25 protein-coding genes are annotated in these 23534 nt (G+C 73.1%); 22 read left to right on the plus strand and 3 right to left on the minus strand.

Annotated features, from left to right (window positions below; genetic code table 11):
* The first annotated feature begins 5 nt into the window (after nt 1–5).
* From ACIBO1_RS26200 to ACIBO1_RS26275, 16 genes are all read left to right on the plus strand, one after another.
* On the plus strand, nt 6–1157 hold the full coding sequence (locus ACIBO1_RS26200; RefSeq protein WP_396750999.1) for a steroid 3-ketoacyl-CoA thiolase: 1152 nt from the start codon (nt 6–8) through the stop codon (nt 1155–1157).
* Nucleotides 1154–2392: a CaiB/BaiF CoA transferase family protein gene (locus ACIBO1_RS26205; RefSeq protein ID WP_396751001.1), complete on the plus strand. Its 1239-nt coding sequence runs from the start codon at nt 1154–1156 to the stop codon at nt 2390–2392. The genes ACIBO1_RS26200 and ACIBO1_RS26205 overlap by 4 nt, the downstream gene beginning before the upstream one ends.
* 107 nt (nt 2393–2499) lie before the next feature.
* Nucleotides 2500–3240 carry a 3-oxoacyl-[acyl-carrier-protein] reductase gene (gene fabG, locus ACIBO1_RS26210; RefSeq protein ID WP_350694635.1) on the plus strand — a complete coding sequence of 247 codons (741 nt, stop codon included), beginning with the start codon at nt 2500–2502 and terminating at the stop codon, nt 3238–3240.
* The gene (locus ACIBO1_RS26215; RefSeq protein WP_396751003.1) at nt 3237–4292 is read left to right on the plus strand and encodes a 3-hydroxyacyl-ACP dehydratase FabZ family protein; all 1056 of its coding nucleotides are present in this window, start codon (nt 3237–3239) and stop codon (nt 4290–4292) included. Before fabG ends, ACIBO1_RS26215 begins: the two co-directional genes overlap by 4 nt.
* A gap of 6 nt (nt 4293–4298) precedes the next feature.
* A complete protein-coding gene (locus ACIBO1_RS26220; protein ID WP_117227778.1) occupies nt 4299–4553 on the plus strand; it encodes an acyl carrier protein in 255 nt (84 codons plus the stop codon).
* Between the two features lie 2 nt (nt 4554–4555).
* On the plus strand, nt 4556–5761 hold the full coding sequence (locus tag ACIBO1_RS26225; protein ID WP_350694631.1) for a beta-ketoacyl-[acyl-carrier-protein] synthase family protein: 1206 nt from the start codon (nt 4556–4558) through the stop codon (nt 5759–5761).
* Entirely contained in the window at nt 5758–6900 is a 1143-nt protein-coding gene (locus ACIBO1_RS26230; RefSeq protein ID WP_396751005.1) for a beta-ketoacyl synthase N-terminal-like domain-containing protein, read from the plus strand. The genes ACIBO1_RS26225 and ACIBO1_RS26230 overlap by 4 nt, the downstream gene beginning before the upstream one ends.
* Complete coding sequence (locus ACIBO1_RS26235; RefSeq protein ID WP_396751007.1) at nt 6878–7993, plus strand: beta-ketoacyl synthase N-terminal-like domain-containing protein; 1116 nt, start codon at nt 6878–6880, stop codon at nt 7991–7993. The genes ACIBO1_RS26230 and ACIBO1_RS26235 overlap by 23 nt, the downstream gene beginning before the upstream one ends.
* Nucleotides 7990–8931 carry a beta-ketoacyl synthase N-terminal-like domain-containing protein gene (locus tag ACIBO1_RS26240; protein WP_396751009.1) on the plus strand — a complete coding sequence of 314 codons (942 nt, stop codon included), beginning with the start codon at nt 7990–7992 and terminating at the stop codon, nt 8929–8931. Before ACIBO1_RS26235 ends, ACIBO1_RS26240 begins: the two co-directional genes overlap by 4 nt.
* Nucleotides 8928–9713, plus strand: coding sequence for an alpha/beta fold hydrolase (locus ACIBO1_RS26245; protein WP_396751011.1), 786 nt, complete (start codon nt 8928–8930; stop codon nt 9711–9713). The genes ACIBO1_RS26240 and ACIBO1_RS26245 overlap by 4 nt, the downstream gene beginning before the upstream one ends.
* A 17-nt stretch (nt 9714–9730) precedes the next feature.
* Entirely contained in the window at nt 9731–10669 is a 939-nt protein-coding gene (locus tag ACIBO1_RS26250) for a thioesterase family protein (protein ID WP_396751013.1), read from the plus strand.
* Nucleotides 10666–11397 (plus strand): 2-hydroxychromene-2-carboxylate isomerase, encoded by a 732-nt coding sequence (locus ACIBO1_RS26255; RefSeq protein ID WP_396751015.1) that lies wholly within the window; start codon nt 10666–10668, stop codon nt 11395–11397. Before ACIBO1_RS26250 ends, ACIBO1_RS26255 begins: the two co-directional genes overlap by 4 nt.
* Complete coding sequence (locus tag ACIBO1_RS26260) at nt 11394–12128, plus strand: class II aldolase/adducin family protein (RefSeq protein ID WP_117227770.1); 735 nt, start codon at nt 11394–11396, stop codon at nt 12126–12128. The genes ACIBO1_RS26255 and ACIBO1_RS26260 overlap by 4 nt, the downstream gene beginning before the upstream one ends.
* Before the next feature lie 15 nt (nt 12129–12143).
* The gene (locus ACIBO1_RS26265) at nt 12144–13697 is read left to right on the plus strand and encodes an AMP-binding protein (RefSeq protein WP_396751017.1); all 1554 of its coding nucleotides are present in this window, start codon (nt 12144–12146) and stop codon (nt 13695–13697) included.
* A gap of 5 nt (nt 13698–13702) precedes the next feature.
* The gene (locus ACIBO1_RS26270; RefSeq protein WP_396751019.1) at nt 13703–14974 is read left to right on the plus strand and encodes a cytochrome P450; all 1272 of its coding nucleotides are present in this window, start codon (nt 13703–13705) and stop codon (nt 14972–14974) included.
* A 147-nt stretch (nt 14975–15121) separates the two neighbouring features.
* Entirely contained in the window at nt 15122–15628 is a 507-nt protein-coding gene (locus ACIBO1_RS26275; protein WP_350694615.1) for a hypothetical protein, read from the plus strand.
* An 85-nt stretch (nt 15629–15713) separates the two neighbouring features.
* Here ACIBO1_RS26275 and ACIBO1_RS26280 read toward each other — a convergent pair whose 3' ends face one another.
* The 3 genes from ACIBO1_RS26280 to ACIBO1_RS26290 all read right to left on the minus strand — a co-directional run bounded on the left by ACIBO1_RS26280 (nt 15714) and on the right by ACIBO1_RS26290 (nt 17198).
* Entirely contained in the window at nt 15714–16334 is a 621-nt protein-coding gene (locus ACIBO1_RS26280; protein WP_396751021.1) for an STAS domain-containing protein, read from the minus strand.
* 85 nt (nt 16335–16419) lie between these two features.
* Nucleotides 16420–16689 (minus strand): GlsB/YeaQ/YmgE family stress response membrane protein, encoded by a 270-nt coding sequence (locus tag ACIBO1_RS26285; RefSeq protein WP_117227765.1) that lies wholly within the window; start codon nt 16687–16689, stop codon nt 16420–16422.
* A 44-nt stretch (nt 16690–16733) separates the two neighbouring features.
* On the minus strand, nt 16734–17198 hold the full coding sequence (locus ACIBO1_RS26290) for an STAS domain-containing protein (protein ID WP_396751023.1): 465 nt from the start codon (nt 17196–17198) through the stop codon (nt 16734–16736).
* 153 nt (nt 17199–17351) lie between these two features.
* Between ACIBO1_RS26290 and ACIBO1_RS26295 the strand changes: the two genes are divergently transcribed.
* The 6 genes from ACIBO1_RS26295 to ACIBO1_RS26320 all read left to right on the plus strand — a co-directional run bounded on the left by ACIBO1_RS26295 (nt 17352) and on the right by ACIBO1_RS26320 (nt 23528).
* Nucleotides 17352–18035, plus strand: a complete 684-nt coding sequence (locus ACIBO1_RS26295) for a response regulator transcription factor (RefSeq protein WP_396751025.1) — start codon at nt 17352–17354, stop codon at nt 18033–18035.
* On the plus strand, nt 18032–19390 hold the full coding sequence (locus tag ACIBO1_RS26300) for a HAMP domain-containing sensor histidine kinase (protein ID WP_350694608.1): 1359 nt from the start codon (nt 18032–18034) through the stop codon (nt 19388–19390). Before ACIBO1_RS26295 ends, ACIBO1_RS26300 begins: the two co-directional genes overlap by 4 nt.
* A complete protein-coding gene (locus tag ACIBO1_RS26305) occupies nt 19387–19962 on the plus strand; it encodes a GerMN domain-containing protein (RefSeq protein WP_396751027.1) in 576 nt (191 codons plus the stop codon). The genes ACIBO1_RS26300 and ACIBO1_RS26305 overlap by 4 nt, the downstream gene beginning before the upstream one ends.
* 124 nt (nt 19963–20086) lie before the next feature.
* On the plus strand, nt 20087–20353 hold the full coding sequence (locus ACIBO1_RS26310) for a GlsB/YeaQ/YmgE family stress response membrane protein (protein ID WP_350694605.1): 267 nt from the start codon (nt 20087–20089) through the stop codon (nt 20351–20353).
* Between the two features lie 122 nt (nt 20354–20475).
* Nucleotides 20476–22419 carry a molecular chaperone HtpG gene (gene htpG, locus ACIBO1_RS26315; protein ID WP_396751029.1) on the plus strand — a complete coding sequence of 648 codons (1944 nt, stop codon included), beginning with the start codon at nt 20476–20478 and terminating at the stop codon, nt 22417–22419.
* A 155-nt stretch (nt 22420–22574) separates the two neighbouring features.
* A complete protein-coding gene (locus tag ACIBO1_RS26320) occupies nt 22575–23528 on the plus strand; it encodes a diacylglycerol/lipid kinase family protein (protein ID WP_396751031.1) in 954 nt (317 codons plus the stop codon).
* Nucleotides 23529–23534 lie beyond the last annotated feature (6 nt).

A 23534-nucleotide genomic window follows, 5' to 3' on the forward strand; every position in this document is an offset into this window, starting at 1 on the left:
GCGCCGTGGCGGAGGCGGTGATCGTCGCGGCGGCGCGTACCCCGATCGGTCGGCGGAACGGCTGGCTGGGTGGACTCAAGGCGGTCGAGCTGCTGCGTACCGTGCAGCGGGAGGTGCTCGACCGGGTCGACCTGCCGGCCTCGGCGGTGGACCAGATCATCGGCGGTTGCGTCACCCAGGTCGGCGAGCAGAGTCTGAACGTGACCCGTAACGCCTGGCTGAGCACCGGGCTGGACCCGGAGGTCGCCTGCACCACCGTGGACGTGTCCTGCGGCTCGGCGCAGCAGGCAAACCACCTGGTCTCCGCGCTGATCACCGCCGGGGCGATCGACGTGGGGATCGCCTGCGGGGTGGAGTCGATGACCCGGGTGCCGGTGGGCACCAACCTCTACCAGGGCCCCGGCCACTACAAGACCGACGACTACCCGTGGGACGACCCGCCCAAGGCGCAGTTCGGCGGCGCGGAGCGGATCGCCGCCAAGTACGGCGTCGACCGGGCCGCCGCCGACGCGTACGGGCTGCGGTCGCAACGGCGCGCGGCGGCGGCCTGGGCGCAGGGACGCTTCGACGCCGAGGTGGTCCCGGTCCGCGCCCCCGGCCCCGACGGCGACACCGTCGAGGTGACCCGGGACCAGGGCCTGCGCGAGAGCAGCCCGGACGGGTTGGCCGCGCTCACGCCCACCGTCGAGGGCGGCGTGCACACCGCGGGCACCACCTCGCAGATCTCCGACGGCGCGGCGGCGATCCTCTGGATGTCGGCCGAACGGGCCGCCGCGCTCGGGTTGCGCCCGCGCGCCCGCCTGTTGCACCAGGTGGTCACCGGCTCCGATCCGGCCCTGCTGCTGGAGGGGCCGGTGGTGGCCACCCGCAAGATCCTCGACCGGGCCAAGATGCGACTGTCCGACATCGACGTCGCCGAGGTCAACGAGGCGTTCGCGGCGGTGGTGCTCGGTTGGACGGCGGCACACGACGCCGACCCGGAGCGGGTCAACGTCAACGGCGGCGCGATCGCGCTGGGTCACCCGCTGGGCGCCTCCGGCACCCGGCTGCTGGTCAGCGCGCTGCACGAGCTGGAACGCACCGACCGGGAACTCGCCCTGGTCACCATGTGCTGCGGTGGCGCGCTGGGCACCGCCTCGATCCTGCAGCGGATGTGAGCGCGGTGCACGGGCACGACGCCGGGGACTTCTATCGCGAGGCCCGCGACGATCTGGCCGGACCGCTGGACGGAATCCGGGTGCTGGACGTGACGAAGGTCTGGTCCGGCCCGCTGACCAGCGCGATCCTCGCCGACCTGGGCGCCGACGTGATCCGGGTGGAGCTGCCGCACGGGCGCGACGGCGAGGTGCCGCCCCGGATTCCCGGCACCGGTCTGTCGTGGTTCCGGCAGACGGTCAACCGCAACAAACGCAGCGCCGGGCTCGACCTGCGCGAGACGGCCGGCCGGGAGACCTTCCTGCGGCTGGTCGCCACCGCCGACGTGGTGGTGGAGAACTACCGTCCCGGCACGCTGGACGGATGGGGGGTGGGCTGGGCGCAGTGCCGGGCCGTCCGCGCCGACCTGGTCTTCGTCTCGATCTCCGGCTGGGGCCAGTACGGCGAGCGGCGTACCGAGGCGGCCTACGACCCGATCATGCAGGCGGCCAGCGGGTGGATGGCGCTCAACGGGCCACCCGACGCCGGACCGGTCCGGGCGCCGACGTTCCTCGCCGACGAGCTGGCCGGTCTGCACGGGGCGATCGGCGCGCTGGCCGCCCTCTGGCACCGGGCGCGCACCGGTGAGGGGCAGCACGTGGACGTGGCGATGTTCGACGCCATGCTCGCCGGCAGCGCCGGCCTGCACACCCTCGCCGCCGCCGGGCGTCCACCCGAGCGGTGGGGCAACCAGACCGACTTCGTGGTGCCGTCCAACGTCTACGACTGCGCCGACGGGCAGATCTATCTCGCCGTCGCGCTGGACCGGCACTGGCGGGACCTGGCCGAGGCGATGGACCGCCCGGAGCTGGCCCGTGCCCCCGACTTCGGGCGCGCGGCCGACCGGCTGGCCAACCGGGTCGAGGTGGACGCCGTGGTGGCCGGGTGGTGCCGGGGGCGGCCGGCGGACGCCGTGGTCGCCGAGCTGGTCGGACGGGGTCTGACCGTCTCCCGGGTCCGCACCGTGGCCGAGGTGGCCGCCGATCCGTACCTGGCCCAGCGGGCGATGCTGCAACCCACCGTGCTCAGCGACGGCAGCACCGCTCCGATCGTCGGTCCGGCGGCGAAGTTCTCGCGTACTCCGACCCGGGTGCGACACGGCGCGCCGGCCCCCGGGCAGCACACCGCGCAGGTGCTCGACGAGCTCGGTCTGGTGCCCGTCGAGGTGGCAAAAAAAACATACGACACCACTTGCTGAGCCCGTCGCCGGTGGGTCAGTATGTTGGCGCGGAACAGATACAACATACGCGTCAGTGGAGTGTTGTATCGCGTTCGGTCGGCAGTCGTCCGACAGGGGAGGTTGGCTTGACCACTCAGCTTCGAGCTCTGGTGACCGGCGTCTCGCGGGGAATCGGGCGCGCGACGGCGCTGCGGCTCGCCGAACAGGGCTACGCGGTGGCCGGCTGCTACAGCACCGCCAGCGAGGCGGCGGCCAAGACCCGGGCCGAGGTCGCGGCGTTCGGGGTGCCGGTGCACTTCGCGCCCTGCGACGTGACCGACCTGGCCGCGGTGGAGGCGTTCGTCGGCGCTGCCGAGGACGCGCTCGGGCCGATCGACTGTCTGGTCAACAACGCCGGCATCACCCGGGACAGCCCCCTGGTGCTCTCCAAGGAGGAGGACTGGTCGGCGGTGATCTCGACCAACCTCACCGGCACCTGGAACTTCTGCCGCGCGATGACCTTCCGCTTCATGAAGCGTCGAGCCGGCGTGGTGGTCAACATGTCGTCGGTGGCCGGCGTGTACGGCAACACCGGCCAGACCGCGTACGCCGCCAGCAAGGCCGGGATCATCGGGCTGAGCCGCTCGCTGGCCAAGGAGGTGGCCCGGTACGACATCCGGGTCAACGTGGTCGCCCCCGGCTTCATCGAGACCGACATGACCGACGCGCTCTCCGGCAAGCTGCGCGAACAGGCCCTCGGCCAGATCGCCCTACGCCGCTTCGGCCGCGCCGAGGACGTCGCCGACCTGGTCGAGTTCCTCTGCTCGCCGCGCGCCGGATACATCACCGGCCAGGTGTTCCAGGTCGACGGGGGGATCACGTTGTGAGCGCCCCGACCGTCACCACCCGCCGCTGCCCGCCCGGCGCCGCGCCGCTGGCCGCCGTCGACGACCTCCAGGTCACCGCGGTCGGCGAGCACGTCGAGGTGATCGCCGCGGTGCCGGTCCGCCCGGACGACCCGAACCTGTGCGGTCACTTCCCCGGCTTTCCGGTGTTCCCCGGCGTGTTCGTTCTCGAGGCCCTCGCGCAGGCGGTCGACATCGCGTTGCGTGGCGCCGGTCGACCCCGCCTGCGTACCCGGGCGGTCGAGGCCGTGCGGTTCCTGGCGCCGCTGCTGCCACCCGACCGGTTGACCCTGGACATCAAGGCCGTCGCGGACGGACCCGACCGGTGGGCGGTGACCGCCTCCGGCCGCCGGGACGACGGCACCGTGACCGTGACGATGCGCGCCCGCTTCGACGGCGGCGACCTGGTCGAGCCGACCGGGCCCGACCCGTCGGGCTCGCCCACCGTCACCGGCGGAGGGCTCGGTCACCACCAGGTCCGGGCACTCCTGCCGCAGCGGTACCCGCTGCTGCTGGTCGACCGGGTGCTGGGGCTCGCGCCCGGTGACCGGATCGAGGCGGTCAAGACGGTCACCGCCACCGAGCCCTGCTACCGGGCGCTGACCGATGACGCGCCGCCCGGCGACTACGCCTACCCGGCGTCGCTGCTGGTGGAGTCGCTCGGGCAGACCGCCGCCCTGCTCTGGCTCACCGGATCGAACACCCCGGTGGGCGACGAGCACGTGTTGATGTTCGTCGGGGCGCGCGACTTCACCTTCGACGGTGTCGCCTACCCGGGCGACGTGCTGCGTCACGTGGTCCACCTGGAACGGGTGATCGCCGACACCGCCTTCGCCACCGGCGAGACGTACGTCGGCGACCGCCGCATCGCCCGCGTCGGGACGCTGATGGCGGCCCGACGCCCGCGTACGGCGCTCACGGCCACGGCCGGCGCCGAGACCGCCACCTCGGGAACCGTCGGCGTCCCCACCGGCCGGGAGTCCTCCCGGCCCGGGGTGCCGCCGGCTTCGTCAAACCTCCGCTGGAAAGGCTGACCTGTCATGACGCAGACCGACCCCCGCATGGCCGAACTCCGCGAGATCGTGGCGGAGGTGCTGGAGCTCGAGCCGGAGGAGCTCACCGAGACCGGCGACTTCGCCGAGGACTACGAGGCCGACTCGCTGCGGGCGATCGAGATCCTGGCGCGGATCGACAAGAAGTTCAAGATCGAGATTCCGCAGTCGGAGTTGCCGCAGCTCAACAACCTCAAAGCGGTCTACGACGCGGTGGTGCGTCACTCAGCCGACCAGGCCTGAGCATGAACCGGGTCGTGGTGACCGGGCTCGGCCCGGTGTCCAGCATCGGGATCGGCGTCTCCGCGTTCACCGACGGCCTGCGTGAAGGCCGATCGGGCATCTCGCCGATCCGCAGCTTCGACGCCAGCGGTTTCCCCCACCGCAACGCCGGTGAGGTACCCGGGTTCCGCCCGGAGGCGCTGCTGAACCGGATCGACGTGGCGCGTTGGGGGCGGTCCGCGCAGTTCGCGGCCGCCGCCGCACGCCTGGCCCTGGCCGACTCCGGTCTGGACCCGGCGGCGGTCGCGCCGGAGCGGGCCGGGGTGGTGGTCGGCACCACCAGCGGCGAGTCGGTGGTGGTCGAGGCGGTGACCGCCCAACAGGTCGAGTCCGGCTTCGAGGGCATGGACCCGGACCTGCTGCGGCAGGTGCCGGCGGGTCGGCTCGCGCACGCGGTGAGCACCGAACTGGATCTGGCGGGGGAGTCGCTGACTCTGGCCACCGCCTGCTCGGCCAGCAACTACGCGATCGGCTACGCGTACGACATGCTGGCCACCGGTGAGGCGGAGGTGATGTTCGCCGGTGGCGCCGACTCGGTCTGCCGCTGGGCGCACGCCGGCTTCTACCGTCTGGGGGCGCTCACCGCCGACGCCTGTTCGCCCTTCGACCGGGACCGCTCCGGCATCCTCACCGGCGAGGGCGGGGCGATCCTGATGCTGGAGACCCTCGACCACGCCCGTGCCCGGGGCGCACGGATCTATGCCGAGGTCCTCGGGTACGGCGTCAACTGCGATGCCAACCACCCCGTCGCGCCGGACCGGGGCAGCATCGCGGCCTGCATGCGCGCGGCCCACCGCAACGCCTCGGTCAAGCCGGCCGACGTGGACTACATCTGCGCCCACGGCACCGGCACCCCGGCCAACGACTCGGTGGAGGCCCAGGCCATCTTCGACGTCTTCGGTGACCGGGTGCCCCCGGTCAGCTCGATCAAGTCGATGATCGGGCACACCATGGGCGCGGCGAGCGGCTTCGGGGCGATCGCCGGGACCCTCGCCATCGCGCACGGATTCCTGCCGCCCACGATCAACTGGGCCAATCCGGACCCGGCCCTGGCCGGGCTGGACCCGGTGCCGAACACCGCCCGGCAGGCCGGTGTCCGGGTGGTGCAGAACAACGGGTTCGCCTTCGGCGGCAACAACGCCATCGTCCTGATCGGAGCCGTCGAATGAGCGGGGTCGTGATCACCGGATGGAGCGCGGTCAGCCCGGCCGGGGTGGGCCGTACCGCGCTGGCCGAACGCCTGGCCGCCGTCGCGGCGGGTGTCCCGGCCGGCGTACCGGGCGAGCCGCCCCGGGCCGAACCGGTCGACGTGACCACGCTGAGCGACGAGCCGTTGCCCAGCCCGACCGGACACGCGCTGGTCGACTTCAACGTCCGCGACCACCTGGGCCGCAAGGGCACCAGCTTCTACGACCGGGCCACCGCGCTGTCCGTGGTGGCGTGCGGCGACGCGCTGCGCGACGCGGGCGTGGAACTGGACGACACCAATCGCGCCCGGCTCGGCCTGGTGCTCGGCACCTCGCTGGGCAGCTTCCGCTCCACCAGCGACTACACCCGGGAGACGCTGGTCCAGGAGAAGCCGTACCTGGTCAACCCGGTGCTGTTCCCCAACACTGTGATGAACTGCGCGGCCGGGCAGGCCGCCATCCGGCACGGCCTGCGCGGGGTCAACGCCACGGTGGCGACCGGCTCGCTCGCCTTCCTCGACGCGCTGCGCTACGGCAGCAACGCCATCGCCCGGGGCTACGTCGACGCGATGCTGGTCGGCGCGGTGGAGGAGTTCAGCCCGCACCGGGCCTGGACCACCTGGCTGACCGGGCGCCCCGAGCAGCCGGTGCCGACCGGGGAGGCCGCCGTGGTCTTCGTGCTCACCCGTGCCGAACAGCCCGCCTGGGCCGGCGTGCGCCGGGAGGCCGAGGTGCTCGCGCTGGCCACCGCGTACGGCCCGGGTGGCGGTCCGGCCGCCGACCGGGCGTTGACCGGATGCGTCTCCCGGGCGGTCCGTCGCGCCGGCGTCGATCCGGCCGAGGTGGACTACGTCCTGACCGGCGAGACCGCCGAGGACGACACCGACGAGTTCGACCCGGCCTGCGCGGCGCTCGGCCGGGTGCCGACCCGGATCCGGGCCAGCCGCCTCTTCGGGCGCTGCGACGCGGCCACCGGCGGGCTCGCGCTGGCCACCTTCCTCGCCACCGCACCGGCCGGCGACACGCCGCGCCTGGCGCTGATCACCTCGCGCAGCCCGGACGGCGGCACCGCTGCCGCCATCGTCAGGGGGTGGCCGGGTGCCGGCGCGTCTGACCGCTAGCGAGCTGCGTACCTGTCTCGGCGACGGGGACCGGACCTTCGCCGGTCTGCTGGCCGGGACCAGCGGGATCGGTCCGCTGCGACACGGCGCATCGGCCGCCCTCAACGTCGCCCACGGCTACCACATCGACGACGGCGCGGAGCGGGTCTTCGCGGCCAGCCGCTGGGTGGCCGAGTGCGCCGCCCGGGCGGTCGCCGCCGGTGCGCTGGACCCCCGGCGTCGCCGCGTGGTCGCCCTGGTCGGCACCGGCCTGCGGGAACTGGCCGCGGTGGAGGCGTACGCCACCGGCGGTGACGCGTTCGCCGCCCACCGGCTGCACTTCGGTGACGCGGTGCACACGGCCGTGCCCGGCCTGCGGGAGGTGGTGACCGTCAGCAACGCGTGCAGCGCCGGTGGGCACGTCCTGGCCCTCGCCGAGGACCTGCTCATGCTCGGTGACGCCGACGCGGTGCTGGTCTGCGGCGTCGACGCCACCACCGAGTCGATGCTGGCGATGATCGGTCGCGTCGTCGACCACCCCACCGAGACGGTCCGGCCCTTCGACGCCGACCGGCAGGGTGTCCTGCTCGGCGACGGTGCCGCCGCCGCCGTGCTGGTGCCCGACGACGACACCCGACCCGCGCTGGCCCGGGTGGTGGCCACCGGCCTGTCCTGCGACGCCCACCACGAGACCGCCCCGTCGGTGGCCGGGATCACCCGCGCCATGCGGGACGCGCTCGCCCGCGCCGGCCGGGAACCGGCCGAGGTCGACCTGGTCGTGGCGCACGGCACCGGCACCGCCCTCAACGACCCGGCCGAGTGCGAGGCGCTCCGGCAGGTGCTGGTGAGCGGCGGCGCGGACCCGCTGGTGACCGCCGTGAAGGGGGCCACCGGCCACACCTCCGGGGCCGCCGCGCTGGTCAACCTCGACGTGGCGCGCCGCTGCCTGAGCCAGGGCCGGGTGCCGCCGGTGGTGGGGTTGCGCCGTCCGCTGCCGGAGGGTGCCGGTCTGCGGTTTCCCACCGAGGCGACCGGGCACCCGGCCCGGCTGGTCCAGTCCGACGCGTTCGGCTTCGGCGGCGTCAACGCCGTCACCCTGGTGGAGGCCCCGTGACCAGCCCACTGATCGCCCCCGACCCGACCCGGTCCACCGGCACCACCGCCCCGGTGACGGTGCGGGTGGCCGGGTGGAGCCTGCACCTGCCCGAGGCGGGCGGTCTCGCCGCCGACCTGGCCGCGTGGTCCGACACGTCGGCGTCGCGGCTGACCGCCACCCTGGCCGACGCGGTGCCCGCCGACCGCGCCCACCAGGTCCTCGGCCGCAAGGGCCTGCTCTACAAGGAAACCGCCACCCGGCTCGCGCTCTGCGCGGTGCACCGCGCGCTCGGCCTGCCGCCCGGCCGCCACCCGCCCGACGGCGTCGACCCCCGGACCGCGGTGGTGGTCGCCGGCAACCTCGGCAACGTCGCCACCGTCGCCGACCTGGCCCGCACCGTGCACGCCGAGGGCGGTCGCGCGGTCAGTCCGCTGGCCGCCCCGAACGCGTCGAGCAACGTGGTGGCCAGCACCGTGGCGCTCTGGTTCGGTCTCGGCGCGGCCAACCTGATGGTCTGCTCCGGCGCCACCGCCGGCCTGGACGCGGTCCGCGCGGCGATGCTGCTGCTGCGCGCCGGACGGGCCGATCGGGTGCTGGTGGTGGGCGCCGAACCGGCCGACGAGGTGGCCACTGAACTGCACCAGGCGGGTCGCCCGGCTTTCCCGCTGCGCGCCGGTGCCGCCTGCCTGGTGCTCACCACCACCGCCGCACCCGGCACGGGACCCGTGCTCGGGCCGTCCGACGGGCGGGCCGCGTACCGCCGGATCGGGCCGGGTGGCTTCGACCCGGCGGCGCACTGGGGGGACTGCTACGGCGCGGCCGGCGTGGTGAACCTGGCGCTGGCCGCGACGCTGCTGGACGCCGGAGCGCCCGGCCCGGTCGCGGTCGCCTGCGGCGACGACACCGACGGCGTACGCGAACTGCTCCTCGACGCCGCCCCCGGAGCCGGCCGATGATCCCGGCCCCGACGCGACACGAGCTGACCCCCGGCGCGCCCGGGGGAGACCTGGTGGTCCTCGCCCACGGCCTGGAGGACTCCTGGGAGTCGTGGCGGCCGCTGGCCCGGGCCTTCGACCCGCGCTGGCACGTGGTCGCCCTGGACCTGCCGTGGCGGGCCGGTAACGACTACCGGTGGCGTCGCCAGGGCAGCCCGGCGCAGTGGCTGGCCGCCGGGCTGGCCGGGCTGCCCCGCCCGGCGGACACCATCGTCGCGCACTCCTTCGGCGCGAACGCGACGCTGGAGCTGCTGGCCGGCGGCCAGCCGGCGGCCCGCGCGACGGTGCTGATCTGCCCGCTGTACTGCCCGCCCGAGCAACCGATCACCTGGCAGGTCTTCGACCGGGCCCGGCGTACCTTCGACCGGCACGTCCGCGACGGACTGCGGCTGCGCGTCGGCGCGCGACTGCGCAAGCTGGACGCCGCGTTGCTCGACGCGATGTTCGCCAAGGCCATCGACCGGATCGGGCCGGCCGGCTTCCTCACCGTCTTCGACCAGTTCGTCAGCAGCGGCGGGTTGGCGCTGACCACGGTGGACATCCCGACGTTGATCCTGGCCGGCGGGGCCGACCCGACCCTGTCCCCGGCCGCCGCCGCCACGCTGGGCCGGGACATGCCCCGGGCCACCCTGCTGGTGCACGAGCACTACGACCACTTCTGCCACGTCCGCCACGCCGACGAGGTCGCGGAGCAGGCCGCCCGGTTCGTCGGTGAGGCGAACCGGGTGACGGTACGTCCCTGACGACAGGAGCAGCCACCATGACCAGTGCGCCCACCGCCCCGCTGACCGTCCTGGTCGGGCGGCCCCGGTACGAGGGGGCCAACATCCGCACCTGGATCGGATTCAAGCACTTCATCTATCTGGTCGAGGAGGCGGTGCTGCAGTGGCTGCGGGACCGTGGCCCCGGTGCCCGCGACCTCTTCCACTCCCACGGCCTGGGCGTCGAGATCGTCGACTGCTCGGTGCAGTTGCCGGCGGTGCTGGAGGTCGACGACGAGGTACGGGTGGAGGTCACCGGCGAGTCCGCCGATCGACTGGCGGTGCGGATGACGGTGTTCCGCGACGACCGCGAGCAGGTGGTGCTGCGCGGCAAGGTCCGGGTGGCGCTGGTCGTCGAGCCCGCCGCCACCACCTCCGCGCCCGCCCCCGCGCACCTGGCGGACCTGGTGGTGCCCACCCTCGGGGCCGCCGCCACGGTGACCCGCCCCGACCACCGGCCGATCCGTCCCGGCGAGACGGTCGCCGACGTGCTCACCCCGGTCGGGTCCCGGTCGTTCCTCTGGAGCTGGCGGGCGCCCTACTTCTACTGCCACTTCTCCGACCGGGTTCAGCACTCCGGCTACGTCCGGGCGCTGGAGGAGGTGGTGGACCGCTTCCTGGCCGCCCGAGGCATCTCGGTGGGTCGGCTGGTCCGCGAGCGCTCCTGGATCCCGGTGGTCTCCCGGGCGCGGGTCCGGATGGTCGAGGCGGCCCGGATGGAGGAGGACGTGCACACCGTCCTCACCGTCACCGACGTGCTGCGCGGGGTCATGTTCGACGCGCGGATGGACTGCTACGTCCGGCGCGGCGAGCGGCTGGTGCACACCGCGACCGCGAGCATCCTGCACGGGTACGCGATCAGCGCCGGCCCGAACGCCGGCGAGCTGGCCGAGTTCGACGACGAGGTGCTCCGCGCGCTGGCCGGCGGTGTGGCATGAAGAAGCGGCCCCGGCTGTACTTCTCCTTCCGCAGCCCGTACAGCTGGCTGGCGGTGCACCGGCTGCGTGCCGAGGTGCCGGACCTGTTCGAGCAGGTCGACTGGTACCCGTACTGGGACCCGGACGAGAAGACCAACGCGGCACTGGCCGAGCGGGGCGCCGAGCTGCACTACGTGCAGATGAGCCGGGCCAAGCACCGCTACCTGCTGGTGGACACCAAGCGGCTGGCACAGCGGGCCGGGCTGCCGATGGCCTGGCCGATCGACGTGGACCCGTGGTGGGACCTGCCGCACCTGGCCTGGCTGCTGGCCCGCCGTGCCGGTCGGGCGGTGCCGTTCTACGACGCGCTGGTGGCCGCCCGGTGGGAGCGCGGCGAGGACATCTGCACCCCGGAGGTCGTCGCCCGGGCCGCCGTCGAGGCGGGGATCGACCCGGTGGCCGCACAGAACGCCCCGCAGGACGAGACGCTGCGCGCGGAGGGGGTCGACTGCCTGGCCGCCGCGTACGACGACGACATCTTCGGCATCCCGTACCTACGCGTCGGTCGGCACCGCTTCTGGGGCCTGGACCGGGTGGACCACTTCCTGGCCGAATGGCGACCGGAGAGCACCCCCACGCCGGAGGCGAGTCCCGCCGTTCCGGCGGCGGTGCTGGCCGGTGCCGCCGTTCCGGCGGCGGTGCTCGACGGTGCCGCCTTCGACACCGACACCGCGGGAGGTTGCGGATGACCGGGCGTACGCCGGCCGAGGAGCGCCTGCGTCGGCAGCGGCAACTGGCGGCGACCTGCCGACTCTTCGCCCGCTACGGATTCGACGAGGGCGCCGGGGGCCACGTGACGGCCCGCGACCCGGAGGACCCGGACCGGTTCTGGATCAACCCGTTCGGGATGCACTTCGGACATGTGCGGGTCAGCGACCTGCTGCTGGTGGACGCGGGCGGGGAGGTGCTGGAGGGCACCGGACGGATCAACCCGGCCGGGTACGTCATCCACTCGCACGTGCACGCCGCGCGTCCCGACGTGGTCGCCGCCGCGCACACCCACTCCACCCACGGGCGGGCCTGGTCGGCGCTGGGCCGGCCGCTGGACCCGATCACCCAGGACGCCTGCGCCTTCTATCAGGACCACACGGTGTTCGCCGACTACACCGGCGTGGTGCTCGCCGACGAGGAGGGCAAGCGGATCGCCGACGCCCTCGGCGACACGAAGGCGGTGGTGCTGCGCAACCACGGGCTGCTGACCGTCGGCGGCTCGGTGGCGGAGGCGGCCTGGTGGTTCATCGCCATGGACCGCAGCGCCCAGGTGCAGTTGCTGGCCGAGGCGGCGGGCCGACCGATCCTGATCGGCCCGGACGAGGCCGCCGAGACCCGGCGCGTCATCGGCACCCCGGGGATCGCCCGGCTGAACTTCCGGCCGCTGTACGCCGACATCGTGCGGGCCCAGCCGGACCTGCTGGACTGACCCGGAGGGAACGCGATGGCCGTACTGCTGAGGGACCTGGCCGGGGCCACCGGTGAGCCGGCACTGACCGACGCCGACGGTGAGCTGGACTGGACCGACCTGGACGCCCGGGTCAACCGGTGGATCCGGCTGCTGCGCGCCGAGGGGCTGCGGGTCGGCGACACCATGGCGGTGGTCTGCGGCAACCGGCGGGAGACGTTCGAGGCGCTGCTGGCCGCCCTGCACACCGGGGTGACGGTGGTGCCGGTCAACTGGCACCTGACCGCGCCGGAGATCGCGTACCTGCTGGCGGACTCGGAGAGCCGGCTGGTGCTGACCGAGCCGGCCTACGCGTCCGTGGTGGACCAGGCGGTGCGGACCGCCGCCGTGCGGGTACGGCAGCTCGTGACGGGGGAGCGTGACGTCGGCGACGCGGTCGCGGTCGAGCCACGGCTGGCGGGCCTGGCCGCCGACGAGCCGCCGGAGCAGGTGTGCGGCTCCACCATGCTCTACACCTCGGGCACCACGGGTGCGCCCAAGGGGGTCCGCAACGGACTGTTCCGGTCCGAGGCGCCGTTCGGGCGGGTGGAGCGGCTGCTGGCGTACGCGGGGCACGCCCTGCACGTGCCGGCGCGCGGCGCGGTGCTGCTGGTCGGTCCGTGGTACCACTCCGCGCAACTGTTCTTCGCGCTGCTGCCGCTGCTGCGCGGCAGTCGGCTGGTGCTGCACGAGCGCTTCGACCCGCAGGCGTTCCTGGCCGCGGTGGCCGCGCACCGGATCACCGCCTGCCACCTGGTGCCGACCCAGTTCGTCCGGCTGCTGCGGCTGGACGACGCGGTCCGGGCCGCCGCCGACGTGCGCAGCCTGCGGGTGGTGTGGCACGGCGGCGGACCCTGCCCGGTCGAGGTGAAACGACAGATGATCGAGTGGTGGGGGCCGGTGGTGGTCGAGTACTACGCGGCGACCGAGGCGGGGGTGGTCACGCTGATCGGTGCCGAGGAGTGGCTGCGTCGGCCGGGCAGTGTCGGTCGGGCGGTGCCTCCCAACGAGGTGGTCATCCTCGACCCGGACGGCGCGGTGCTGCCGCCGGGCCGCCCCGGGCGGGTCTTCGTCCGCCGGGCCGGGAAGACGTTCGAATACCACAACGCCCCGGAGAAGACCCGCGACGCGCATCTGGGTCCCGGCGTCTTCACCTACGGCGAGACCGGCCACCTGGACGAGGAGGGCTACCTCTATCTGACCGGGCGAGCCCGCGACCTGATCATCTCCGGTGGGGTGAACATCTATCCGGCCGAGGTCCAGGCGGTCCTGCAGGAACACCCGGCGGTCCGGGACGCGGCGGTGACCGGGGAACCCGACGACGAGTACGGCGAGCGGGTGGTGGCCGTGGTCGAACTCGATCCGCACCGGCTCGACCCGGCCGCCGCCCCACAGGTGCTGGAGGCGTTCTGCCGCCGTTCGCTGGCCGGGTTCAAGGTGCCCCGCCGATGGCGGTTCGTCGCCGAGCTGCCGCGTGACGGCACCGGCAAGCTCCGCCACGACGTGCTGCGTGAGCTGCTGCGTCCGCAGACCACGGCGGGACGCTCGTGAGCCCGGTGACGCAGCGTCCGGACGTGGCGCACCCGGCCACCTACGGCGCCGAGGTGCCGCACACCGAGTTCGCCCGGATGCGCCGCGAGGAGCCGGTGTCCTGGGTGCCCGAGCCGGCGCTGTGGCGGCGGGGCGGCGGCGGCCGGATGCTCAGCCAGGGATCGGGCTTCTGGGCGGCCACCAGTCACGAGGCGGTGGTCGCCGCGTCCCGGCAGCCGGAGCTGTTCTCCTCCGGGCGCAAGGGCGCCTTCCTGCCCGACCCGCGTACCGCCGCCGACCTGGAGCAGGCCCGCCAGCTTCTGGTCAACATGGACGCGCCGCAGCACTCGCGGATCCGCCGGCTGGTCACCTCGGTGTTCACACCACGGGCGGTGCGGGCGCTGCACGACAGCGTCGCCGCCCACGCCCACGACCTGGTGCGGCGTGCGATCGCCGCGGACGAGTGCGACGTGGTCGCCGATCTCGCCGCCGAACTGCCCCTGCTGGTCCTCGCCGACCTGCTCGGCCTGCCACGCGAGGACCGGCACCTGCTCTACCGGTGGAGCAACAACCTGGTCGGCTTCGACGACCCGGAGTACGGCGGCGGCGACGTGGAGGCGTACCGCACCACCTTCGTCGAGGCGTTCCAGTACGCCCTCACGGTGGCCGGTGAACGGCGTCGGTCGCCCAAGGACGACCTGATGACGCTGCTGGCGACCAGCGAGGTGGACGGCCGACGCCTGACCGACCGTGAGTTCTGTAGCTTCTGGCTGCTGCTCGTGGTGGCCGGTAACGAGACGACCCGACACCTCATCTCCGGTGGCGTGTCGGCACTGCTGGCCGAGCCTGCGCAGCGGGACCGGCTGGCCCGGGACATGTCGTTGTTACCGGCGGCGACGGAGGAGTTGTTGCGGTGGGTCACACCGATCATGCAGTTCCGGCGTACCGCCACTGAGGACACCGAGTTGTGCGGTCAGGCCGTCGCCGAGGGCGACAAGGTCGTGCTCTGGTACGTCTCGGCCAACCGCGACGGTGCCGTCTTCGACGACCCGGACGCCCTGCGGCTGGACCGGAATCCGAACCCGCACCTGTCGTTTGGCATGGGCCCGCATTTCTGTCTGGGCGCGCATCTGGCCCGGCTGGAGGCACAGGCGATGCTGCGGGAACTCGTGCCGCACCTGGCCCGCTTCGAGGTGACCGGACCCGCCGTCCGGCTGGAAAGCAACTTCGTGAACGGCCTCAAGTCACTGCCCGGACGCTTCATTCCGGACGGCGCGGCCGGGCCTGACGGAGCGTGAAGCGGTTGTTAACTACCGACGGTGATATCGTCATATGCCGGGTCGCTTCTGTGAGTAGGCCGCTCAATCCGCTAATCTGGTGTGAAGCGTTCAACCACCACACTGCCGGAGTGTGCAGTGTGATGTGACGAACAGCGGAGGGTGGCGATGAGTGACTACACAATCACGATCCGGGCCGAGGGTGCCGACACGGAAACCGTTATCTGCGTCGACATCGACGATTCCACGCCGCGCGTGGTCGAACTCGTGATGCGCGCCGGCAGCGGCATCTCGGCACCGACGCTTCCCTCGTTCGACCTGAATCTCTTACTGCGCGCGCTGTTCCCGGCCGGCGGCGCGCCGGTGACTCCCGCCTCCGTCGTCGAGTCGCCCACCGAGGTCTCCGCCACCGAGCAGTCCTTCACCCCGGCCACCGGCAACCGGTCCGTGCGCTCCGGCGCCAACCGCGCCGGCTCCGGCACGACGCGACGCCGGACCGAGGCGGCGGTGCCGAAGGGGCGGGTCTACCGGCGCATGCCGGAGGACGTCGTCGAGGTCTTCAACCGCACCGGCACGGTCACCGCGGTGGCCGAGCACTACGGGGTGCCCCGGCACACCGCACAGGGCTGGATCGGCCGGCTGCGCCGCCGGGGCGGGTTCTCCGCCGCCTCCTGACACGTCCGTCCACCGGTGGCCGCGAGACGGGCCGCCGGCGGACGTGGGGCGTCGCCTCGGGCAACCGTGCCGGCTGCGCGCGGGCTCAGACCGTGACGTGACCGGCGGGACTGCGCTGCGCCACCACCTCGGCGTCGACCTCCGCCGTCGCCAGGGCGGCCTGCCGCAACTGCGCCACGGCCTCGTCGAGGCTCTCGAAGATCGGGAACACCCCGTCGAGCTTCATGGTGTGCAGCACCGTGCGGATGAACCGCGACGGCGCGGCCAGGCACAGCCGTCCGCCCCGCTCGCGTACCTCCCGGTGGGCCCGCACCAGCAGGCCGAGTCCGGCGGAGTCGATGACGTGTACGCCGTCCAGGTTCACCACGACCGTCCCGTGCACGTCGACCGCCTGCCGCAGCGCGACGCGCAGCGCGTCCTCGGGACCGGTCACGGCCTCGCCGCCGACGGCGACCACGGGCGCGTCGTCGGCACCGCCGAGGCCGATCGGCGTACGGTCGGCGCGTGGGGCCGGGCCGGCCGGCAGGGCACTGCACCGGGGGCAGCGGTGCGGGCCGGTGGCGAACGGGGAACCGCTCCACCCGTGATCCGACACCAGCGTCCAGACCACCTCCGCGTCGGGCAGCACACACGCGGTGCCGGTGGTGGTGTCCCCGCAGACGTCGCAGATCAGGGTCATCAGGTTGTCGTCCGGTACGACGGTCATTCTGCTTCCTCTCCGGTGCCGCAGCCGTGCGGCTGGGACACGGACTCGGGGCGTCGGTGCGGTGCGCCGCCGCCGTACGGACTTCTCAGAGGGAGTCGGAACGTTCCTTGCCGGCGGTGGCAACCACGATCACCACGCCAACCGCGGCGAGACCGGCCTGCGCGACCAGCCCCAACAGGCTGAATCCGCGGAGGCCGGCGAGCCAGGCACTGATCGCGCCGAGCAGCGCGATGACCGCGCCGATGGTCATCGTGAGCCACAGCGGCACGGCGGGACGGCCGGGGACGACGAGCCGGCCCACGGCACCGACGACGAGACCGACGACTAGGGCCGCGGCGATCCCGGCGATGGTCATGCTGCTCCTCGTACTCGCGATGTCGGTGCGTCGGCGACGGTGGGTCAGGTGCGTACGGTCACGGCCGCCCGGCCGTACCCGGCCGGCTGCGGTGTGACCTCCGGCGACGCGGGCTGCCGGGGCGGCACCACACCGGGTGCGGCCGGTGTGGTGCCGGTCGGTGTCCCGGCGTCGCCGCCCGGCTCCGGTGCGGTCCCGGCCGCGCCGTGCACCGGCAGGATCTGGTCCAGCCGGGCGGTCTGCAGGATGCGGGTGATGCGGGGGTTGGGGTTGCGTACCGCCAGCACCCCACCGAGGCGCACCATCCGTCGATGCACGTCGAGCAGCAGGCCGATGGCGGCGGCGTCGATGTGCCGGCAGCCGGCCAGGTCGATCACGACCTGCTGGGGCCGCAGGGCCAGTAACTGGTCGAAGACCGCGCCGGTCTCCGGCAGGCAGGCCAGGTCGAACTCGGTGATGGACACCTCGACCAGCGGCACCGCGCATTCGGGGCGTCGTGGCGTGGTCACGTCGAGGGCCCCCTTCCTGGTAACCCGAGGCCGGTTCTCACCCTGCCCAGCGGGCTTGGCGGGCACCGCGCGGACGTATGACAGTTGCGTGACAAAAGCCCCGCAGGTCGGTGGCGGTTGGCCGCCCGGTCAGGGCTTGGGGATGATGCCGGTATGACAGCGGTACTGGTGATCGAGGACGACGACCGGATCCGGTTGGCGCTGCTGCTCGCCCTGGAGGACGAGGGCTACGAGGCCCGGGGCGCGGCCACCGCCGAGGAGGGCCTGCGCTCGCAGCGCCGGGACCCGGCCGACTACGTCCTGGTCGACCTGATGCTGCCCGGCATCGACGGCTTCGAGGGCATCCGTCAGCTCCGCCGCGACGACGACGTGCCGATCGTGGTGGTCAGCGCCCGCGACGACACCCACGACATCGTCGCCGCGTTGGAGGCCGGCGCCGACGACTACGTGGTCAAGCCGGTGGCGATCAAGGAGCTGACCGCCCGGCTGCGTGCCCTGCGCCGCCGGGCCCGCACGGTGGCGCCGGTGGAGGCGTCGGTGCCGGTGCTCGCCTTCGGCGAGCTGGAGGTCAGCCCGGAGGCGGGGGAGGTACGCCGGTCCGGTACCCCGGTCGCGGTCACCCGCACCGAGTTCCGGCTCCTCTGCGAGCTGGCCGAGCACGCCGGGCGGGTGCTCTCCCGGCAGCAGTTGCTCAGCCGGGTGTGGGGTTACGACACCGGCGACGAACGGCTCGTCGACGTGCACGTGGGTCGGCTCCGCCAGAAGATCGAACTCGACCCGGCCAACCCCCGGCACCTGGTGACGCTGCGCGGGCTCGGCTACAAGCTGCAGAGATGAGACCACGCCTCGGTCTGCGTGCCCGGGTCACCGCGGCGTTCGCCGTCGGCGCGCTGTCGCTGTCCGCCTCGATGGCCCTGGTGTCGTACGAGCTGACCCGCCGGACCCTGCTCGACGAGCGGGAACGCACCGTGCTGCGGGCGGCGTACTACGACGCGGAGGTGGTCCGGGCGGGCCTGGCCACCGACGAGCCGGACGTGGCGGAGGCGCTGCGCGCGTTGGACACCGGCACCAGCCGACGGGCGGTGCTGTACTTCAACGGCGAGTGGTACGGCCGGCGGGCCGACACCGGCACCACCCCGGCCATCCCGCAGCGGTTGCAGGACCTGGTGATGGCCGGCGAGCCCGCCGTGCAGCGGGTCCGGGTCGCCGACCAGCCGGTGGTGCTGGTGGGTGTGCCGTTGTCGGACTCGGCGGCGTTCTACGAGATCGTCTCGCTGCGGGAGCTGGACCAGACCTTCCAGGTGCTCGCGCTGGCGCTCACCGCCGTCGCGATCGTGGTGGCCGGTTCCGGGGCGGCGCTCGGCTGGTACGCCACCCGGCACGGGCTGCGCCCGCTCACCGCCGTCGCCGACGCCGCCGAGCGGATCGCCGCGGGCGACTTCACCACCCGGCTCGCGCCGGACACCGACCCGGACCTGACCCGGCTCTCCACCTCGTTCAACCGGATGGTGGACGAGTTGGCCCGCCGCATCGACCGGGACCGGCGTTTCGCCGCCGACGTCAGCCACGAGCTGCGGTCGCCGTTGCAGACGCTCGCCGCGGCCGCCAGCGTGCTGAGCAAGCGGCGGGAGAACCAGGACGAGCGGACCACCACCGCCGCCCGGCTGGTGGCCGACGAGATCGCCCGCTTCCAGCAGCTCGTCAACGACCTGCTGGACCTGGCCCGCAGCGATCAGCCGACGCACCGGGAGCCGGTCGACGTCGGCGCGCTGGCCCGGCAGGCATGCCGGGACCGGGACCTGCCCGAGTCGATGGTGCACCTCGCCCCGGACACCCCGGCCACCTGGCAGGTGGACCGGCGACGTGTCGCGCAGGTGTTGACCAACCTGCTCGACAACGCCGAACGCTACGGTGCCGGCCCGGTGGCGGTGTCGCTGTCCCGCGACGGTGACACCGGCGTGGTGGAGGTCGACGACGAGGGACCGGGGGTGCCGATGGAGGACCGCAAGGCGATCTTCGACCGCTTCGTGCGCGGCCGGGCGGCCAACTTCCGGGGTGGCGGCGACGGCACCGGCCTCGGCCTCGCGCTGGTGGCCCAGCACGCCGCCGCGCACGGCGGTGACGCCACGGTCAGCGACCGTCCCGAGGGCGGGGCGCGGTTTCGGATCACGCTGCCGGGCAGCCTCGGATGAGGCGTACCGCCCGGCGGGTCTCGGCCGCCCTCGTGCTGACCCTGGTCGCTGCGTGCGGGGTACCCGCCGAGGACCAGCCCCGGACCGTGACGCCGCCGCCGGGCCCGTTCCCGTACACCGCGACGGCCGCCCCCACCGCGGCGGAGACCGGGGCCCTCACCGAGTTGCTCTACTTCTCGCGCGACGACCGGCTGGTGCCGGTGACCCGCCGGGTCGACCGGGTGCCCACCCCCGACGAGCAGCTCCGCGACCTGCTGGCCGGGCCGACGCCGGGGGAGCGGGACGACGGTGTCGGCAGCGCCCTGCCCGGGGCGCTGAGCACCGCCGTGGTGCAACTCGTCGGCGGGCAGGCCCGGGTGACGGTCACCCCGGCCGGCGCCGACACCGGCCGCAGCGACGAACTGCTCGCGTACGGGCAGATCGTCAGCACGCTCAGCGCCCGCCCCGACGTGTCGGCGGTGATCTTCCTGGACGGTGACGGCACCCCGCTGCGGGTGCCCCGGGCGGACGGCTCGCTCTCGGCGGATCCGCTCACCTCCGCCGACTACGCGGTGCTCGTCAGTCCTCGATGACGGGAGTTCCGCAGCTTCGTGACGGTTGCGTGACAAACGCCTCAGACCCCGGGCGGTGGCGTTTGACCGATATGGCGGCAGGGGCACCACCTCGTCACACCAAAAGCGCGAAGGGACGGCTCTCGTGGAAATCACCGGCTTCTTCATGGCAATCGTCATCGGTCTGGTCATCGGCGCGCTCGGCCGGCTCGTGGTGCCGGGCCGGCAGCGGATCCCGATCCTGTTGACGATCCTGATCGGTATCGTGGCCGCGATCCTCGGCACGGTGGTGGCCGGACTGCTGGGCGTGGACGACACCGCCGGCATCGACTGGATCGAGCTGTTCATCCAGGTGGCCTTCGCCGCGGTCGGCGTGTCGATCGTCGCCGGAGCGTACGGGCGCCGACGCTGACCCTCCTCCGTCCGTCGGCCCGTTCCGGGGTGCTCCCGGGGCGGGCCGACGGCGTTTGCCGATTCGGGTGACCACCGGACGCACGTACGTCATGACGGCTCGTATCCTTTGTGCGACCCGTCATGCGTACGACCGAGAGAGGACACGGCGTGAACGACCGGACCGAGACCTTGGAGTTCCAGGCCGAGGCGCGTCAACTGCTCCAGTTGATGGTCCACTCGATCTACTCGAACAAGGACGTGTTCCTCCGCGAGTTGATCTCCAACGCCTCGGACGCGCTGGACAAGCTGCGCCTGGCGTCGATGGTCGACAAGGATCTCGACGTCGACACCGGCGACCTGCACATCGCCCTCGACGTCGACCGGGACGCCCGCACCCTGACCGTCCGCGACAACGGCATCGGCATGACCCGCGACGAGGTCGTCTCCGTCATCGGGACGATCGCCAAGTCCGGCACCGCCGAGCTGCTGCGCCAACTGCGCGAGAGCAAGGACGCCGGGGCGTCGCAGGACCTGATCGGCCAGTTCGGCGTCGGCTTCTACGCCGCCTTCATGGTGGCCGAGAAGGTCGAGCTGGTCACCCGGCGGGCCGGCGAGAGCGGCGGCACCCGCTGGGAGTCCGACGGCGGCGGCACGTACACGGTCGAGGCGCTCGACGACGCGCCCCAGGGCACCGCGGTGACGCTGCACCTCAAGCCCGTCGACACCGAGGACAACCTGCACGACTACACCGCCGAGTGGACCGTCCGCGAGATCGTCAAGCGGTACTCCGACTTCATCGCCCACCCGATCCGCACGACCGTCGAGCGGCCCGGCGCGGACGACGCCCCGGCCACCACCGAGACGGTCACGCTGAACTCGATGAAGGCGCTGTGGGCCCGCCCGCGCAGCGAGGTCGAGCCGGCCGAGTACCACGAGTTCTACAAGCACGTCGGCCACGACTGGGCGGATCCCCTCGAAACCATCCACATGCGGGGCGAGGGCACCTTCGAGTACGACGCGCTGCTGTTCATCCCGTCGCACGCGCCGTTGGACCTCTTCGCCGCGCAGGGCCGCCGGGGCGTGCAGCTCTATGTCAAGCGCGTCTTCATCATGGACGACTGCGACGCGCTCATGCCCAACTACCTGCGCTTCGTCAAGGGCGTGGTGGACGCGCACGACCTGAGCCTGAACATCTCCCGGGAGATCCTCCAGCAGGACCGCCAGATCCGCGCGGTGCGTCGCCGCCTGGTCAAGAAGGTGCTGGCCACCGTCAAGGACCTCAAGACCGGGCAGCCCGAGCGCTACCGCACCTTCTGGACCGAGTTCGGCGCCGCGGTCAAGGAGGGGCTGGTCGACGACACCGACAACCGGGACACCCTGCTGGAGATCGTCTCGGTCGCGTCCACGAACGACCCGGCGGAGCAGACCGACCTGGCCGGCTACGTCAGCCGGATGAAGGACGGCCAGACCGACATCTACTACGCCACCGGCGAGCACCGGGCCACCATCGAGAACTCCCCCCACATGGAGGCGTTCCGGGCCAAGGGCTACGAGGTGCTGCTGCTCACCGACCCGGTCGACGAGGTCTGGGTGGAGCGGGTCGGCAGCTACGACGGCAGGACGCTGCGCTCGGTCGCCAAGGGCCAGGTCGACCTGGACACCGAGGAGGAGCGCACCGAGGCCGAGGCCGAGCGGGAGCGACAGCGCACCGAGTACGCCGCCCTGCTCGACTGGATGGGCGGGGTGCTGACCGAGTCGGTGAAGGAGGTCCGTCTCTCCTCGCGGCTGACCACCTCACCGGCCTGCGTGGTCGGTGACGCCCAGGACCTCACTCCGACGCTGGAGAAGATGTACCGGGCGATGGGGCACGAGGTGCCGAAGGTCAAGCGCACCCTGGAGCTGAACCCTGGCCACCCGCTCGTCTCCGGCCTGCGCAAGGCCCACGAGCAGGGCGACAGCGAGACGTCCCTGGCCGAGACCGCCGAGCTGTTGTACGGCACGGCCCTGCTCGCCGAGGGCGGCGACCTGGCGGACCCGTCCCGCTTCGCCCGGATCCTCGCCGACCGCCTCGCCCGCACGCTGTAGTCGGTCACCGGAACGCGGGCACCGGGCGTGTGCCCGCGTTCCGGTACGTCAGGTCTCCCGCCCGTGCGAGGCGGCACCCGTGTTCCCGCATGTCGTCGTCGGCAGACAGTCGGGGCCAGGCGTGGATTCTCGGGCGGCGGGGTATTGCGGCGGCCATGAGCGCGAGTGTGGTGGTGGACCCGGACCGTCCGCCGGCCCCCGACCTGGCGGTCGGCACGGTGGCGGTGGTGGCCCACCGGAAGAAGACGCTGGGCGGCGGCCTCGACGAACTGCGCGCCGCGCTGGTCGGCGCGGGAGTGCGGGACCTGCTCTGGTACGAGGTGCCCAAGAGCCGCAAGGCGCCGAAGAAGGTGCGCAAGGCCCTCGACCAGGGCGCCGAGCTGATCTTCGTCTGGGGCGGCGACGGGATGGTGCAGCGCTGCGCCGACACCCTGGCCGGCACGCAGACCCCGATGGCTATCCTGCCGGCCGGCACCGCCAACCTCTTCGCCGGCAACCTCGGCATTCCGGAGGACCTACCGGAGGCGGTACGGATCGGCCTGCACGGCCGCCGGTGCCGCCTCGACCTCGGTCGGCTCAACGGGGAGCACTTCGCGGTGATGGCCGGCGCCGGGTTCGACGGCGACCTGATCCGGGAGGCGGACCGGGACATGAAGGGCCGTCTGGGCCGGCTCGCGTACGTCTGGACCGGCCTGCGCCACGTCCGTGGGGAACTGACCCGGACCCGGATCACCGTCGACGGCGACCTGTGGTTCGAGGGGGACGCGAGCTGCGTGCTCTTCGGCAACGTCGGCACGATCACCGGTGGCATCCCCGCCTTCGACGACGCGCGCCCCGACAGCGGCTCGCTGGAGATCGGTGTCTCCACCGCCGGCGGCGCCGTCGACTGGGCGCGCACGCTCGGCAAGATGGCCACCGGCCGGTCCGAGGACTCGAAGTTCGTCCGGATCACCCGGGGTCGCAAGGTCAGGGTCCGCTTCGCCGAGCCGAAGACGTACGAGATGGACGGTGGCGCCCGGTCGCGGACGAAGCGCCTCAAGGTCAAGGCGGTGCCCGCCGCACTGACCGTCTGCTGCCCCGACGAGGAGGCGGTGACCTCACCACGGTGAGGCGGC

This window comes from Micromonospora sp. NPDC049903, assembly GCF_044460945.1.
In the GTDB taxonomy this organism is placed as follows: Bacteria; Actinomycetota; Actinomycetes; order Mycobacteriales; family Micromonosporaceae; genus Micromonospora.

Bases quoted from the DNA above. Each gene is read 5' to 3' on its own strand.
- ACIBO1_RS26220 (WP_117227778.1), top strand. From the start codon at position 4,299: ATGACGCAGACCGACCCCCGCATGGCCGAACTCCGCGAGATCGTGGCG.
- ACIBO1_RS26225 (WP_350694631.1), top strand. From the start codon at position 4,556: ATGAACCGGGTCGTGGTGACCGGGCTCGGCCCGGTGTCCAGCATCGGG.
- ACIBO1_RS26230 (WP_396751005.1), top strand. From the start codon at position 5,758: ATGAGCGGGGTCGTGATCACCGGATGGAGCGCGGTCAGCCCGGCCGGG.
- ACIBO1_RS26245 (WP_396751011.1), top strand. From the start codon at position 8,928: ATGATCCCGGCCCCGACGCGACACGAGCTGACCCCCGGCGCGCCCGGG.
- ACIBO1_RS26250 (WP_396751013.1), top strand. From the start codon at position 9,731: ATGACCAGTGCGCCCACCGCCCCGCTGACCGTCCTGGTCGGGCGGCCC.
- ACIBO1_RS26255 (WP_396751015.1), top strand. From the start codon at position 10,666: ATGAAGAAGCGGCCCCGGCTGTACTTCTCCTTCCGCAGCCCGTACAGC.
- ACIBO1_RS26260 (WP_117227770.1), top strand. From the start codon at position 11,394: ATGACCGGGCGTACGCCGGCCGAGGAGCGCCTGCGTCGGCAGCGGCAA.
- ACIBO1_RS26265 (WP_396751017.1), top strand. From the start codon at position 12,144: ATGGCCGTACTGCTGAGGGACCTGGCCGGGGCCACCGGTGAGCCGGCA.
- ACIBO1_RS26275 (WP_350694615.1), top strand. From the start codon at position 15,122: ATGAGTGACTACACAATCACGATCCGGGCCGAGGGTGCCGACACGGAA.
- ACIBO1_RS26280 (WP_396751021.1), bottom strand. From the start codon at position 16,334: ATGACCGTCGTACCGGACGACAACCTGATGACCCTGATCTGCGACGTC.
- ACIBO1_RS26285 (WP_117227765.1), bottom strand. From the start codon at position 16,689: ATGACCATCGCCGGGATCGCCGCGGCCCTAGTCGTCGGTCTCGTCGTC.
- ACIBO1_RS26295 (WP_396751025.1), top strand. From the start codon at position 17,352: ATGACAGCGGTACTGGTGATCGAGGACGACGACCGGATCCGGTTGGCG.
- ACIBO1_RS26300 (WP_350694608.1), top strand. From the start codon at position 18,032: ATGAGACCACGCCTCGGTCTGCGTGCCCGGGTCACCGCGGCGTTCGCC.
- ACIBO1_RS26305 (WP_396751027.1), top strand. From the start codon at position 19,387: ATGAGGCGTACCGCCCGGCGGGTCTCGGCCGCCCTCGTGCTGACCCTG.
- htpG (WP_396751029.1), top strand. From the start codon at position 20,476: ATGCGTACGACCGAGAGAGGACACGGCGTGAACGACCGGACCGAGACC.
- ACIBO1_RS26320 (WP_396751031.1), top strand. From the start codon at position 22,575: ATGAGCGCGAGTGTGGTGGTGGACCCGGACCGTCCGCCGGCCCCCGAC.